This window comes from Coleofasciculus sp. (genome assembly GCF_046565525.1).
Classification (GTDB): Bacteria; Cyanobacteriota; Cyanobacteriia; order Cyanobacteriales; family Coleofasciculaceae; genus Coleofasciculus.
On record NZ_JBKHUP010000047.1, the window covers coordinates 45,679 to 60,794 of the forward strand.

14 protein-coding genes and 1 pseudogene are annotated in these 15,116 nt (G+C 47.1%); 7 read left to right on the plus strand and 8 right to left on the minus strand.

Going from position 1 to position 15,116, the window contains the following annotated elements:
• Positions 1-14 precede the first annotated feature (14 nt).
• Positions 15-2,321, plus strand: coding sequence for a cation:proton antiporter domain-containing protein (locus tag ACLGGO_RS17880; protein ID WP_446420318.1), 2,307 nt, complete (start codon positions 15-17; stop codon positions 2,319-2,321).
• A gap of 8 nt (positions 2,322-2,329) precedes the next feature.
• On the opposite strand, the gene ACLGGO_RS17885 is transcribed toward ACLGGO_RS17880, so the two are convergent.
• Positions 2,330-2,641: an Hfq-related RNA-binding protein gene (locus ACLGGO_RS17885; protein ID WP_446420319.1), complete on the minus strand. Its 312-nt coding sequence runs from the start codon at positions 2,639-2,641 to the stop codon at positions 2,330-2,332.
• Positions 2,642-2,668: 27 nt separating this feature from the next.
• Here ACLGGO_RS17885 and dapF point away from each other — a divergent pair, with 27 nt between their 5' ends.
• From dapF to rpsU, 3 genes are all read left to right on the plus strand, one after another.
• Complete coding sequence (gene dapF / locus ACLGGO_RS17890; RefSeq protein ID WP_446336188.1) at positions 2,669-3,508, plus strand: diaminopimelate epimerase; 840 nt, start codon at positions 2,669-2,671, stop codon at positions 3,506-3,508.
• A gap of 624 nt (positions 3,509-4,132) precedes the next feature.
• Positions 4,133-5,137, plus strand: coding sequence for a tRNA dihydrouridine synthase DusB (gene dusB, locus ACLGGO_RS17895; protein WP_446336187.1), 1,005 nt, complete (start codon positions 4,133-4,135; stop codon positions 5,135-5,137).
• 404 nt (positions 5,138-5,541) lie between these two features.
• A complete protein-coding gene (gene rpsU / locus ACLGGO_RS17900) occupies positions 5,542-5,721 on the plus strand; it encodes a 30S ribosomal protein S21 (RefSeq protein ID WP_006098158.1) in 180 nt (59 codons plus the stop codon).
• Between the two features lie 197 nt (positions 5,722-5,918).
• Here the strand turns inward: rpsU and hemH are convergent, their stop codons facing one another.
• Complete coding sequence (gene hemH / locus ACLGGO_RS17905) at positions 5,919-7,082, minus strand: ferrochelatase (protein WP_446420320.1); 1,164 nt, start codon at positions 7,080-7,082, stop codon at positions 5,919-5,921.
• A 111-nt stretch (positions 7,083-7,193) separates the two neighbouring features.
• Between hemH and ACLGGO_RS17910 the strand changes: the two genes are divergently transcribed.
• Complete coding sequence (locus ACLGGO_RS17910) at positions 7,194-7,817, plus strand: class I SAM-dependent methyltransferase (RefSeq protein ID WP_446336185.1); 624 nt, start codon at positions 7,194-7,196, stop codon at positions 7,815-7,817.
• An 86-nt stretch (positions 7,818-7,903) separates the two neighbouring features.
• Here the strand turns inward: ACLGGO_RS17910 and ACLGGO_RS17915 are convergent, their stop codons facing one another.
• The 4 genes and pseudogenes from ACLGGO_RS17915 to argJ form a co-directional block, all read right to left on the minus strand.
• On the minus strand, positions 7,904-8,272 hold the full coding sequence (locus tag ACLGGO_RS17915; RefSeq protein ID WP_446420321.1) for a hypothetical protein: 369 nt from the start codon (positions 8,270-8,272) through the stop codon (positions 7,904-7,906).
• A gap of 136 nt (positions 8,273-8,408) precedes the next feature.
• A pseudogene (locus tag ACLGGO_RS17920) lies at positions 8,409-8,567 on the minus strand (AAA family ATPase); the annotation flags it as partial.
• A 459-nt stretch (positions 8,568-9,026) separates the two neighbouring features.
• Positions 9,027-9,440: an IS200/IS605 family transposase gene (gene tnpA / locus ACLGGO_RS17925; protein ID WP_446420322.1), complete on the minus strand. Its 414-nt coding sequence runs from the start codon at positions 9,438-9,440 to the stop codon at positions 9,027-9,029.
• A 231-nt stretch (positions 9,441-9,671) separates the two neighbouring features.
• Positions 9,672-10,913: a bifunctional ornithine acetyltransferase/N-acetylglutamate synthase gene (gene argJ, locus ACLGGO_RS17930; RefSeq protein WP_446420323.1), complete on the minus strand. Its 1,242-nt coding sequence runs from the start codon at positions 10,911-10,913 to the stop codon at positions 9,672-9,674.
• Positions 10,914-11,409: 496 nt separating this feature from the next.
• On the opposite strand from argJ, the gene ACLGGO_RS17935 reads away from it, so the two are divergent.
• Both ACLGGO_RS17935 and ACLGGO_RS17940 read left to right on the plus strand, forming a co-directional pair.
• Positions 11,410-11,760, plus strand: coding sequence for a 4a-hydroxytetrahydrobiopterin dehydratase (locus ACLGGO_RS17935; protein ID WP_446336180.1), 351 nt, complete (start codon positions 11,410-11,412; stop codon positions 11,758-11,760).
• Between the two features lie 116 nt (positions 11,761-11,876).
• Entirely contained in the window at positions 11,877-12,842 is a 966-nt protein-coding gene (locus tag ACLGGO_RS17940; RefSeq protein ID WP_446336179.1) for a phosphoribulokinase, read from the plus strand.
• A 111-nt stretch (positions 12,843-12,953) separates the two neighbouring features.
• On the opposite strand, the gene ACLGGO_RS17945 is transcribed toward ACLGGO_RS17940, so the two are convergent.
• Positions 12,954-13,958, minus strand: a complete 1,005-nt coding sequence (locus tag ACLGGO_RS17945; protein WP_446420324.1) for a hypothetical protein — start codon at positions 13,956-13,958, stop codon at positions 12,954-12,956.
• A gap of 84 nt (positions 13,959-14,042) precedes the next feature.
• Entirely contained in the window at positions 14,043-14,981 is a 939-nt protein-coding gene (locus tag ACLGGO_RS17950; protein WP_446420325.1) for a serine hydrolase, read from the minus strand.
• Between the last annotated feature and the right edge of the window lie 135 nt (positions 14,982-15,116).

Below are 15,116 nucleotides of genomic sequence, written 5' to 3' on the forward strand. Positions count from 1 at the left end.
TTGATAACGCACCGGTGCAAGAAGACTTCCGACTGATTATCGACTTCGTATCTGTTCTGGCGTCAGCAGCGGCTGGCGGACTCTTGGCATCCTCATGCCGTCAACCCCCGCTCTTGGGCTATATCGTCGGGGGGATGATTGTGGGTCCTGCGGGTTTGGGTCTGATTAAAGAGGTCATCCAAATTGAAACCCTGGCTCAGTTTGGTGTGGCATTTTTGCTCTTTGCCCTAGGGGTGGAGTTTTCCCTGGCGGAACTGAAAAAAGTGCAAAAGATTGCCTTAGGTGGTGGTGGACTCCAGATCGTCCTGACTATCTTAGTCACCACATTAGTCTCTCTGGGTATGGGTTGGGTCACGTCTCCCGCCCAAGGTGTGTTTTTGGGAGGAATTTTGTCGTTGTCGTCCACGGCGGTGGTTCTCAAATGCTTGATGGAACGCAACGAAACCGAAACCCCCCACGGGCAGGTGATGCTAGGCATTTTGGTGGTGCAAGACTTGGCATTGGGGTTAATGTTGGCGGTACTCCCGGCTTTAGACCAACCCACTGAAGTGATTGGCATAGCCGTGGGACTTGCCCTATTGAAAATTGGTCTATTTGCAGCGGGTGCCATCGCTGTAGGGATATGGTTGATTCCTTCGTTATTACGATTCCTTGCCCGTACTGAAAGCCGAGAGTTATTTTTACTTGGAGTTGTGGGTTTATGTATGGGAATTGCCCTGTTGACGGAAGAGTTGGGACTTTCGATTGAAATGGGGGCGTTTGTCGCGGGGTTAATGATTTCCGAGGTGGAATATGCCGATCAAACCCTAACTTATGTCGAACCTCTGCGGGATGTCTTTGCTGCCCTATTTTTTGCGGCGATTGGGATGCTAATTGATCCTATTTTCCTGTGGAATAACCTGGAATTAATTTTGGGATTGGTCTTGCTGGTTTCGGTGGGTAAGTCTTTAATTATAACACCAATCGTTAAACTATTTGGCTATCCCTTAAAAACGGCAATTCTGGCAGGTCTAGGGTTAGCTCAAATTGGGGAATTTTCTTTTGTGTTAGCTAGTGAAGGGCAAACCTTGGGACTGGTTTCTCGCCCGGTGTATCTTTTAATTTTAGGAACAACGGCGGTGACGTTAATTGTGACACCGTTTCTGTTACGATTAACACCCTTAGCATTGAACTGGTTAGAGAATTTCCCGCCCTTAAAACGGTATTTTGAACCAATGGATGCTCCCAAAGACATATCCGTGAATAGCCAACAGCTAAAAGACCATGTGGTGATTTGTGGGTATGGGCGCAGCGGTAGCAATTTAGTGCGACTGATGCAGGAACATAATTATCCGATTTTGGTGGTTGAGCAGTCAGAGCAGGTAATTGGGCAATTACGAGACGCGGGAATTCCTTATGTTTACGGTAATGCGGCTAGTTTACATGTTTTGGATAAAGCTGGGGTAGAACGGGCAAAATCCATGGTGATTGTTTTGTCTGATGCCATGAGTAGTCGGTTATGTTTAAAGCGATCGCTAGAATTAAACCCGAATTTAGATATCGTCGTGCGGGCGAATAAGGATCGGGATATCGAACTTTTGTACCAACTGGGGGCGCGAGAGGTGGTGCAACCAGAGTTTGAGGCGTCTTTGGAGTTAGCGACGCATTTGATGTCAGGAATTGGTGTACCCAATTGGGTAATTCAGCAGGAAATGGAAAAAATTCGCAGTTCTCATTATCTGGATTTGCGCCCCGAACAACCTCAGTCTCAGATTGCCCGAGATTTGCGGGCAGCGGCTGAGATGATGAATAGTAAGTGGTATGACTTGCCAGAGGATTCTCCGCTGACGGGTATGACGTTAGAACAAGCCGATATTCGCCGTTTGACTGGGGTTAGCTTGGTGGCGATTCGTCGGGCTGAAGGTGAGGAAATCGATTATCCCGATTCTGGGGCGACTCTGGAGGAAGGCGATCGCCTTTTGGCGGTGGGTGAACCCGATGAACTGTCTGCGTTTAAGAAATTGGCAAAGGGAGAAATGACAAATCCTGCCACCAGCAGTCCCTGTCAATGGGTGTTGATACCTCCAGAAAGTCCCGCCCATGGCAAAACCCTGTCCCAACTCCATTGGCGGCGTCAATATGGGATTCAGGTGCAAGCAATCCGCCGAGAAGGGAGGTTTATCCCTTTTCCCGATGGGAATGCCGAAATCCGAGAGCAAGATCACCTGTTATTGTGTGGCGGAAGTTATCCGCTAAATCAATTACAGGACTGGTTAGCACCACTCCCTGATAGTAGTGTCGCTGATGTCCCGGTTCATCAACAAATTCATGATGTTAGCTGATGCGTAGACTATTCGGCAAATTCAAAGGGATTGTCAGCACTCTCCGCCGTTTGGGTACTCGCCACGGCAGACTCTTGGCGTACTTGCAGGGATCGATTTACGCCACCGCCTCCCTTAGGCTTGATATAGGCGATCGCATGATGCCAAATAATAATCGGCTGCTCCTGTTCATCCAGAAGACAGATGCAGGATTGATCTTGCCAGCGCAGTCTGCCCATGAAGATTTCATTTGTCATGAGTTTGAGTTCAACCTCTTGGGCGTCTCGAATCAAGCTTTGAACTTGACGAACACTAGGTAGATTGGTGGACAATTCACTCATAATTAGATGGTTAAGCTGGAGACGATAATGGCGATTGAATTTACAAAGTACCACGGTTTGGGGAATGACTTCATTCTGATTGATAATCGGTCAAAGCCAGACCCGCTAATCACTTCAGAGCAAGCCGTGCAGTGGTGCGATCGCAACTTTGGCATCGGTGCTGATGGTGTGATTTTTGCCCTACCAGGACTTGAGGGTACTGACTATAGTATGCGGATTTTCAACGCGGATGGCTCAGAACCGGAAATGTGTGGCAATGGGATTCGTTGTTTAGCTCAGTTTTTAGCCGATTTACAGGGAGTCACCGATTCAACGGAGTATCGGATTCATACTTTAGCTGGGGTGATTACGCCAAAACTGGAAGGAAATGGCAAAGTTAAGGTGAATATGGGTATGCCTCAGCTTCTGGCATCTCAAATCCCGACAACCTTGGCTCAAGCTGATCAAAAGGTGATTGACGTTCCCTTAGATGTCGGGGGGAAGGTTTGGCAGGTCACTTGTGTGAGTATGGGCAATCCTCACTGTATTACGTTTGTGGAAGACGTGACGGCTATTCCTTTGGAAAGTATTGGTCCAAAGTTCGAGCATCATTCAGCCTTTCCCAAACGGACAAATACCGAATTTATTCAAATTGTGCGCCCCGATTATATCAAGATGCGCGTATGGGAACGGGGGGCTGGAGCTACCTTGGCTTGTGGTACGGGGGCTTGTGCGGCGGTGGTTGCTGGGGTATTGACTGGAAAGTGCGATCGCGCCTGTACGGTGGAACTTCCTGGGGGGTGTTTGGATATTGAATGGTCCCAAGTTGATCAACGGATTTACATGACAGGACCCGCGCAGCGAGTGTTTACGGGTACGATGGCGTGATTGCTGGCGCTATTGCGGCGGGCATGGAAATACTTGAGCAGCTTCGTAGATACGATGAAGCAGGGGGAGCTGGGGTTGTAGAGACGTAGCATGCTACGTCTCTTAGCTGGGGGAGATGTTAGCTGTTGGCGTTATTTCTGCCTTCTTGCACTAGATTTCCAACTACACTCAGTCGGGGCGGGTTTAGTTACATCTTTTGTGAGGTAAGAAACGGTAATAGTAAAACCCGCCCCTACACAAAATTTAAATTTTGATTCCTCATACTTTTGCCGATCAAAACATTGTAATCTAGCCCATCCTTCCTAAAAAAAAGGACTAGGTGCAATGGGTTTATACTCAACATTCCAGAGTAATAATTCAGTTAGGCTTAACTGCTTGAAGGCTTCTGTGGTATTAAAGCTAGCAAAGTTTTTTTATTTCGCTTTTTGGCATTTATTTTTGGCATTTGACGACATTTTGCGCCTTCCTGATCAAAAAAATACGCTTCACTATTCAGTTATTCTCTAAATATCCATTACCCGGAAATTAGGAGTATACTCAACATAGATTGATTTTAATCTATTTTAGACTTAATCCTTAGTCCCCTAATGACCAGTCACCGGGAACGACTATTATTCAGCAAACATGAGTGTTCTTTGCCCTCAATTACACCAGCGACTCGCCACCCCTCTGAAAATTGGTTCGTTTGAAGTTAAGAGTCGCGTACTCCAATCCCCTCTGTCTGGTGTCACGGATTTGGTATTCCGTCGCCTGGTGCGCCGCTATGCGCCGGAGTCGATGATGTATACGGAAATGGTACATGCAGCCGGATTGCATCATGTCAAGGGTTTATCCAAAATAATGGATGTTGATCCGAATGAAAAGCCGATTAGTATTCAGTTATTTGACTGTCGCCCCGATTTTCTGGGAGAAGCCGCCCAGAGAGCCGTAGCCGAAGGTGCGGATACGGTGGATATTAATATGGGATGTCCGGTGAATAAAATTACCAAAAAGGGAGGGGGTTCATCCTTACTGCGAGAACCGGAAACGGCGGTGGCGATTGTACGGGCGGTGGTGGAGGCGGTATCTATCCCGGTTACGGTGAAAACGCGGATTGGCTGGAGTGATGATGAAATTAATATCCTCGACTTCGCCAAGCGTATGGAGGATGCGGGGGCGCAAATGCTAACCTTACACGCCCGTACCCGCGCCCAAGGGTATAAGGGTGAGGCGAAGTGGGAGTGGATTGGTAAGGTTAAGCAGATTCTGTCTATTCCGGTTATTGCTAATGGCGATATTTTCTCGATAGAGTCAGCCGTGAAATGTTTGGAACAGACGGGGGCGGATGGGGTGATGTGTTCGCGAGGAACGTTGGGGTATCCGTTTTTGGTGGGAGAAATTGACCATTTTCTGAAAACGGGGAAACGACTAACTCCACCGACGACGGCGGAACGGCTAACCTGTGCTAAGCAACACTTACAGGCTTTATGGGAGTATAAAGGCGATCGCGGCATTCAGCAAGCCAGAAAACATTTAGCGTGGTATACTAAAAGTTTTGTGGGAGCCAGCGACTTGCGAGATCAGCTTAGTCGCATTGATACTGTGGAACAGGGGGTGACGTTGATTGACAGTGCGATCGCGAAGTTGTAATCTAGGGATGATGGCAAGCCCAGGTCAGTCCTGTCTCACCGGATAAGGAGACAGGTTTGATTCCTTATGAACTAATCGTTACTATGGGAGCAGTCGTTAAAGTATTCAAATAACTGTGTCCAGCGGTACCAGTCGCCTCTAAAATGACTAGGTTGATGCTTATGTGTCAGGGTTAGTCAATCGCAGCCAATAATTGTCAAGACGGTTAAAGTGTTTGTGCTAATTTCATGAGTGAAACCGTCCAAGTTACCTTGGAATTACTCACTGGTCGAGCAAGTGTCGCCTAAGCGAAGTTACATAGTGATGAGCATCGCTGATGGTTTCAATAGGCTAATTTTGTTAGAGATTGAATTGGATGATGATCATCATCCATTAGTTACTGTACGCTAGAAGGAGGATATAATATGACCCAAGTGGTTGTAGGCGAAAATGAAGGAATTGAGTCAGCGCTGCGCCGATTTAAGCGGCAAGTGTCCAAAGCAGGAATTTTTGCAGATATGAAGCGCTTGCGTCACTTTGAGACGCCGATTGAAAAGAAAAAGCGCAAAGCGGTGGCTAGACGGCGTAAGCGCAGAGTCCGCTAAGGGATTTTTCAATTTCTTCTCATACAAACAGACATCCCAATTGGGGTGTCGTTTTGTATAGTCGCAAAAACCATAAAATTAACCTCATCCCTACTCGGCTAACACACTTGGGTAGGGATTCCGCTATTTGCTGAGTTAGCTTAGCGGTTTTTGACACTTTCTTCAGCTTCTCTTTTCCTGTTCCCTGCCCCCTTGTTTTATAATAAGCCAACAAAATGGAGGGGTCCTTGACCACTAATTAACTCCAAAACTAAAGCCAGAAAGCCAATCATCGCCAAACGACCATTCCACACTTCAGCCGCCGTTGTCATACCCCATTCCCAACGTTCTTGAGGATACATTTTAACTTTTTTGCTGGGACGTACAACTTCAGCAAATGTTCGTGGCGGCGTGTTTAAAGCGTCTACGACTAAGGTGGCGAGGGATTCAATAAAAACGGGATGGGTATTGAGGGCTGGAACCCGCTGGAAGTTGTCAATCCCGGCTTCTTCTGCGATTTCCCGATACTCAATATCAATTTCTTGGAGGGTTTCAATATGTTCAGAGACAAAGCTAATCGGGACAACTAGCAAGTTTTTGACCCCTTGATTCCCTAACTCTTTTAATGCGTCTTCAGTATAGGGTTGCAGCCATTCCACAGGTCCCACCCGGCTTTGATACGCCAGGGTATGAGAGTTGGGACGGTTGAGCGTCTGCATAATTAGGGCTGTGCAATGCTCAATCTCTTGCTGGTAGGGGTCTCCAGCTTCTGTGACATAGCTACTCGGAACACCATGGGCGCTGAAGAAAATATGAACGGCGTCAGGATCATCAAACCGTTGCAGTTCCACATCAATTAAGTCCGCCATGGCTTGCAGGTAGCCCGGTTCTTGATACCAGGAGGGAATAACCGTGTATTCAATTTGGTTGAGTTTAGCATCATTCTGCCAAAGTTGTTCCAGAAGCCGGAAACTGGAACCACTGGTACTGATGGAAAATTGCGGGTATAGGGGTAAAATAACTAATTGTTCAATGCCATCGCGTTTGGCATAGGCTAGCGCTTCTTGGGTGAAGGGATGCCAGTAACGCATACCTACATAGATATTCGCCTCTTGCCCCTGCTGTTTTAACTTCTCCTGTAAAGCTTGGGCTTGGGCTTCAGTGATGTGCCGCAGGGGGGAACCCCCACCAATTTGGCGGTAATTCTCTTGCGACTTCTTTGCCCGCATTGTCGAGATTAACCAAGCCAGGGGCTTTTGCAGCCAGGAAAAGGGCAGGCGAATAATTTCGGGATCGGCAAATAGATTAAACAGAAAGGGGCGGACATCCTCTAAATTATCCGGTCCACCTAAGTTAAGTAATAATACCCCAACACGACCCATAGCGATCACGGCATTCCAAATATTTCATATTTGTTACTGATTTTAACAATATATGCTGGTAATGGTCTGAGTTTCCCGGAAAAAATCTAGAATCTTGATCCTAGCAGAACCATGGCAACCCTATTAAGACCGTTAAGCTATAAGTATCAGTGGCTCTATGACACCATTTCTCGATTAGCCGCCACAAGCGTGGGTGGAGAACGGCGATTCCACCATCTGCCTTTGCAAGGTTTAACAATTGACTCAGAAACGCAAGTGTTAGACCTGTGCTGTGGCGGGGGTCAGGCTACCCGCTTTCTGGTGGAGTATTCCCAGAATGTCACCGGACTAGATGTTTCACCCTTATCACTGCAACGTGCCGAAAAGAATGTACCTCAAGCCAAGTATGTAGAAGCCTTTGCCGAGGATATGCCGTTTGGCGAGAATCAGTTTGATTTGGTGCATACCAGTGTAGCACTACATGAGATGCCGCCGTCAGTGTTGCAGCAAATTCTCAAGGAAGTGTATCGGGTGCTTAAACCGGGTGGTGTGTTTACGTTGGTGGATTTCCACAAGCCGACTAATGTTTTATTTATACCGGGAGTCGCCCTGTTTCTGTGGTTATTTGAAACGGAAACGGCTTGGCAGTTATTGGAGACGGATTTGGTGGGATTGCTGAAGCAGACAGGGTTTACATCCTGTGAACAGCGTCTGTATGCGGGGGGAAGTTTGCAGGTGATTCAGGCGAAAAAGTGAGTAGGAAAAGCATGGTTTGTAGGGGCTCACTTTCACTACTATCGTTTCTTCCCTGACCCCAATATAACTAAACCCGCCCCAATCAATTATAATTTTTCCTGGAGTTCAGCGACTTGGGCTTCTAAGTCTTGAATCCGTTCCTTGAGTTCGATGACTAGGGTGGCTAGTCGGTCAAACATTGGATCAGATGATAAGACTCGCGGCGGGGTTCTGGGAGGGACTGATGGTGCTGGCGCTGGTGGGTTGGGACTACGATTTGGGCTGGGAACTTGCCGAGTGAAGGTAGCAAACTGAGACTCGATGCGGTTGATTTGCGATCGCAACTGGAAATTCTCGGTTTCTAGGCGAGAGATGCGTGAGGCTAAAGCGGCGGTGGATTGGGCGGAAGTTAAAGGGGGAAAGACAAGAATTCCTATAAGGAATGCTAGGCAGATTATACCAACTTTTTTAAGCATGATTATTTTGGGGTAGTGGTAGAGCGATCGCGAATAAGCTTATCCCACTTTCTATGTTGCCAAATTCGACAACCAAGTATATGTTTGCCTGGGGAATTTGAGATGGACAAGGTTGAGATGGGCGTAAGCGGATTGATTCAATAAAATTAGTCGGGACTTCTGTCCAATTTGCTTCCCAGTGAAGGGCGTCAAGTTCAATATGGGGAATGGCAAGACGTTGGCAGAGTTGGCGGGCTAGGGTAGTTTTGCCGCAACCTGATGTGCCGATAATGGAGATGCGTTGACTGTGAAACATGACCAAGTTCTTAGTTTGGATGAAATCCGAGAGGGGGTAGGTGTTTTTCTAGGCAGGTTTTATTTTAGGGCTGTATTCCTTATGTGGTATGGGTTTAAGGGATTTTGCGTCACATTGAGGTTCTCGGAAACGCTGAAAGTATTACTGGGATTGGGTTTTAGTCGGTTGGCTCCAAGATTTATCTTGTCGGCTGAAGCCGGAAATGATAGATTAAGTAAAGGCTCTCGGATCTGTACATTGAAAACTAAATAGAGCAAGCGTTTCTGAGGCGGGCAGTTGAAACGCCCCTGAATCCCTATCAGGGATTGAAACAATTAAACAAGCTGGGCGAATAGAATTCGCAGCTACACAAACAAAGTCCGCCTTCGCGGACTTACAACTTGTACTTTATCGGAAACCAATAGAAGCAGGTTTTTACCTATAAACGCGATTTATAACTACTAGGAATGATTTAATTAATCAGTTAGCCATTAATTCCCAAGTAGAAATTATTGATTTCTGGCGATGGTGAAGCGGCTGATTTTTGATGTAGTTAGCTACCTGATCAAGATTATCATGGCTAACACTGAATGCGCCGTAGCTGCCTTGCCATTTGAAGAATTCCCCTGGCTTGATTTCATGGGTAACTAAATGAGAAGAACTTCCTTTAACTTTTTTGATTAAGTTGGAAACCGCTAGAGTAGGGGGAAAACTTATTAATAGATGTACATGATCTTCAATACCGCCCAAGGCAATAACTGTACATTTTAGCTGTTGGCATTCCCTAATAATTGCTGCATAAACTGCCTCTTGAATATCACTCGTAATCAAAGGCAATCTATTCCAAGTTGCCCAAACACAATGGAGATACAACTGCGTGAAATTAGACCTCATATTTCTTGAACCCGCCCTTTGCTTCGCTCAAGGGTAAACTCCGGTGGGTTTGGTTTTTGTAACCATGATTTCTAATTGCACCTAATATCATGTCCGGTCTTGGCATAATTTTACATAGAATTTGCTCTCATTTTTCTTGAACTCTTGAACCCGCGCAGGCGGGTTTTGTTTGTGTAGCCGCGATTTCAATCGCCCCTTTGTTTGTGTAGAAGCTGAACCGAACCATCGCCCTCACGTCGTATACTCGGCATTAATCTTCACATAGTCATAACTCAAATCACAGCCCCACGCCTGACCCGTACCCGGCTCATTGCCAATACTCACCGAAATTAAAACAGTATCCTCTTTCAAATACGCCCCACTTGCGGCATTTTTCAAATAAGCACTCGCTGCATCTCGGTCAAAGGGTAAGGGTTGACCCTTGTCCATTAGCACAAAATCCCCCATCTGAATCCGCAACGCTTCCTGGGAAAAAGGGACACCCGCACGCCCCGCCGCACCTGCAATTCTCCCCCAATTCGGATCACGACCAAATATGGCAGATTTAACCAGGGATGAACCCGCAATTGTCCGGGCAATTTGACGCGCCGCTTGATCATTGGGTGCGCCTGTGACTTGTACTTCCATCAAACACGTCGCCCCTTCTCCATCCCGTGCGATCGCCTTGGCTAAATGTTGACATACCGCCGTCAGCATCGCTTCTAACTTTTGGGCATGAGGTCCCATTTCCGTAATCGCTGAGGTGCGAGATTGACCATTCGCCAAAGCAATGAGGGTATCGTTGGTACTGGTATCCCCATCGACGGTAATTTGATTAAAGCTTTTATCCGCCGCCCGACTTAACATTTTTTGCCATAAAGGTGTAGAAACCACCGCATCACAGGTAACAAACGCCAGCAGCGTTGCCATATTCGGGTGAATCATCCCTGAACCCTTGGCAATTCCACCAATCCGTACTGGGCGATCGTCAATCGTGGTTTCCAAGGCAATGGATTTTGTCACTAAATCCGTGGTAATAATCGCTTGGGCTGCAGCATCGGAACCCACTTCTGATGCTGATTCCACCAGTTGGGGAATTCCGGCGAGAAGAGTATCCATGGGAATACGCTTTCCAATCACACCCGTGGAGCCTAATAATATAGACTCTGGAGAAATGTTCAGGGCTTGTGCCAATGCTTTAGCGCAGTCCAAAGCATCCTGCCATCCCGCTTCCCCTGTTGCCGCATTCGCTTGACCCGAATTCACTAAAATAGCACGAGCGCTGGCTTTTGAATGCAAACGCTGACGACAATAGGTAACTGGTGCAGCACAAACCTGATTTAGAGTAAAGACTCCGGCTGCGATCGCCTCCACATCAGACATAATCAATGCCAAATCCGGCAGCCCTGAAGGCTTAAGTCCAGCCACTATTCCAGATGCTCGATATCCTCTCGGTGCTGTGACGCCACCTGTAATTTCCCGCCAATCTGACATGATGCTTCCCCCTCAACTCGTAATAGTAGTTCGAGTAGCGATTATATCAACTCTCAGGGGGTCAGTAATCGATGAATTTCACCTTTTGTGCTGTAAGTCTGTCCTACAGTCTTTGATTGAGCCTTGAGAGGATGTCATAGACCAATAACAAATAAAAAAGAGAGCCACTCAAAGGACTCTCCCAATTATCAGGGTGCATCTATCTGTCACACTATATCATTTTTGGAGTTAGGGGTGTCACCCCCTTTTCTAAAATTTTTGCAGAACCTAGCCTAGGTTCGTAGTCGGTACACTTTGTATCATCAGCACTTCCGGGCTTAGGATCAATCCTTAAGTCAGTGCCATTCGACTTAAGGCTGGTGGGCAATGCTCACCCTACGGTATATCAAAGGTTTTGGTGATCTCACACTGTTTATGTCAGTGCCATTCCTCCTAAGATAGATGTTCTGACCCAGTTTAAAATGTGAAAGTGAGGGAAATCAGAAGGAGAATCGCTATGGCTCAATTAAACCAACAAAAATGCGAAGCTTGCACCAAGAATTCATCCCCCGTTAGCCAAGAAGAGATCGCCCAACTTAAACCGGAAATTCCCGACTGGAACCTAATTCAGCCACAAGGGGAAGCCCGCTTAGAACGCTCTTATGAATTTCCCGATTTCAAAACAGCGCTCACCTTTACCGACAGTGTTGGTGAAATTGCCGAGGAACAAGGACATCACCCCGCTATTTTAACCGAATATGGTAAAGTCACTGTAACCTGGTGGACTCACGCGATCTCCGGCTTACACAAAAACGACTTTATCATGGCGGCAAAGACGGATGATATTGCCAGTGAGATGGCGGACTGAGGTGCAGGGGGCACAGGGACGGAGGGTGCAAACAAATGACAAATGACAAAACAGCCCCTTCCCACCTAGAATGAGACGAATCAGGAGTTCCCTAATTTTATAATCATCGAAGACCTATGACTCATCGCCCTATTATCCTCGGTATTGTCGGTGATAGCGCTGCTGGCAAAACAACGCTAACACGAGGAATTGCACAAATATTGGGCGAAGATGAAGTCACAATCCTCTGCACCGATGATTACCACCGCTATGATCGCCAGCAACGGGCGCAAAAAGCGATTTCAGCCCTCCATCCTGACTGTAACTATTTGGATATCATGCAGCAGCATCTGAGTCTGCTGCGAACTGGACAATCAATTCTCAAACCTATTTACAACCACAACACCGGCACCTTTGAACCACCGGAGTACATTCAACCCCGCCGATTTGTCATTGTTGAAGGATTACTCGGTTATTCCACTCGCTTAGCGCGTGAGTGCTTCGATGTCAAGGTCTTTTTAGCACCACCAGAATCTCTGCGGAGTGAGTGGAAGATTAAGCGGGATACGCGCAAGCGGGGATATACGGAAGAACAGGTACTGGAACAGTTGAGACAACGGGAAGTGGATTCTGAAGAATTTATCCGTCCCCAGCGTAAGTGGTCAGATATGGTGGTCAGCTTCTATCCCCCTGACGAGTTATCAGAGGAACAGAGTGATTTAATGCTAAATGTGCGGTTAGTCCTCAGACCGACGATTCCCCATCCAGACTTTACCCGACTCCTGAGCCCCAGCAAATCCCATCTAAGTACAGCCATTCGCCTAGAATTAGACCGAGATATGGGTAAACCTGTAGATGTTCTGGAAATCGATGGTCATGCGACAGAGGAACAGGTACGGGAATTAGAACGGATTTTATGTAGCGAAATTCCTTACTTGGGTAAATACTGCACATTAGAAGGTGATCCTGATATCGGTAAGGTGACGGGAACTACAGGGGAAATACTCCAGAGTTATCCCCTAGCTTTAACCCAACTGTTGATTACTTATCACATGCTCAAAGCCGCTCATATTTATCAGTCCAGTGAACCCGCGTTAACTTAACTCGCTTTTTATCCAAGGGTTTGCATAGAGGGCGACCCGACCCAATTGAGTGGAGTGGTATTGTTAATTTATGCAAGCGGGTCGCCCCTACAGATAAGAATTGGTTAGGAACTAGAAATCAGCAAAGGTATAACCTACGCCGAGGATGATACCGACATCGGTCTGATCTTCGATAAAACCAATATTGATTGACCCATTGGCGACAAACGATCGCGACAAGGGTACATCCACACCCCCAGTGAGTAAGAATCCGATGTTGTCATCCGCATCCGTTGACAAGGCGATACCCCCGCCTAAAAACGGGGCGAAGCGGATGGGTTCAAAGGGATCGACGCGAGGAATGACAAAGTCGTAAGTGAGCGGTACCATAAAGACGGCATCATTGCCAATGATCACACTAGGTCGCAGGGATAGGTTACTAGACAATCCGATTTTGCCATTTATCACAAAACCAGCATCCCCTAAACCCGTCTCACCACCCCCATCGTTAGCGTTATCGTCATCGTCACCTTCGGTTAAACCAATGTTGACACCAACCCCCACATAATTGGGAACCCGATCAGGTCCTCGGCGGATATCCAGATCGGTTTGAGCCAGAGTCTGCGATTCATTCAACACGATTTCTGAGTCCTGAGTCGGCTGTAGGGTCAGCGAATCAGCCGATGAGGTCAGGGTTTGGGGGACAGGTTGAGTTGCGAGAGCATCGTCTTGACGAGTGAAACTCTTTAGAGATGAGGCTTGAGCTTCCGAAACCCTTGGATTTACCGAACTCTGGGTTGCTGCTGGATTGCTGGGGAGTCCTTTACTCCACGATACAGAAGGAGTCGGCGATTCTACAGTAGCACTGGGTGTAAGTGTAGCTTGTGAGAGTGAAGACTCAGCCGGAAGATTGACCGCACCCTGAGTCAGTGCGGGATCACCCGTCAATCGGTTAACCCAAGCATTGGCGGGTTCAGCCGTCCCCTCGGTGCGTACCTCAGCCGCGATGGATTCTAAGCGAGTCAATGATCCGCCCTGACTGGATACTTGAGCGTTAACGGGTAACCCATGGTTACCCATGGCGACTATCCCTAAACCCACGCCGTAAGTAGTGGAGCGTAAAAGATGATGTTTCAAGGTCACTCCTCAACAGAAAATTCAAAGGTTGAAATTAGCAAAGCCGATTTGCTTATATTGTCTAGGATTGCCCTTTCCTAGCCACTAAGTCAATATACTCATTGCGTTTACGACCTTTTGAGAAATAAAAGGGAGAAGGTCTTGATTTTGACTATGAGTTTTGCTTTCAGTAAATACAACCAGTAGATAAGGTAAAATAGACGGGATCTCGATGTAAGCCGCATCATGTCGCATTGGGGTTGAATACCCGGATTTAGACCATAACTGAGCCTCTGGTGGAAGACCACCGCCTAAGAATCCTGTAATCTGATTATGGGGGTTATCCTGGAGAGTGGCTGGGTTCAGGCTGCGTTTTAGCAGGCTCATCATCAATTGCGATCGCACTCCAGAAACCGCCACGCCACCAACGATACTATGGAGTAGCCGTGCTGTGGCATTCGTGGTTAACATATTCCGATTTTCCATCAATGTTCCCATAAATCGCCGTTCCCGACCATAGGGTCCATCACTCCAGGTTTTTTGATTGACGTTAATTGATTCTAAGTCTTGCCAACCGAGAGATTGAAAGTAACGATTAACGATATTACGTTGTAGTTTCCAGGTTTCCAACGGACCAGGGGTTAACTCTGGACCACTGGTTGTCCCACTCAAGACATCGACGACTAAACTTAATGCATCATGGCTAGAGTCAACAATCATATTCTGAATCCCTCGATTCAGTTCATCGGATTGTCCAACCATGGAAGTTTCTAACCATTCTTGGATGGCTACCAGATAAAATAGGGCAACCAAATCTGCTGGGTAAATTCGCTCAACACCCCGATAACTAAAGCCTCGGACTGGATATTTCCAAAATTCATCGGAAGAAAGCGCCCCTCCTGTATTTACGGGGATGGGGGGATCATAGACAATCCAGGTGAGAGCGATTTGATTGCGGGCGAATCCAGGAAACTCTAACCAGGTGGCTTCGAGAATCTCTGTGCCAATTTTTTCGAGTTGGTCGTCCTTACGAAAGAATGTCATAATCGGGTCTCAACGAGTTGTGTCAACTCTTGCCAATATGGTTGTATTCCAAGAATTATGTCACGAACCCAACGCTGACCGATACGAGCGGTACAGCGTGGGCTTGAGAGAAATCTTGTGCCTTCGTGATTAGCC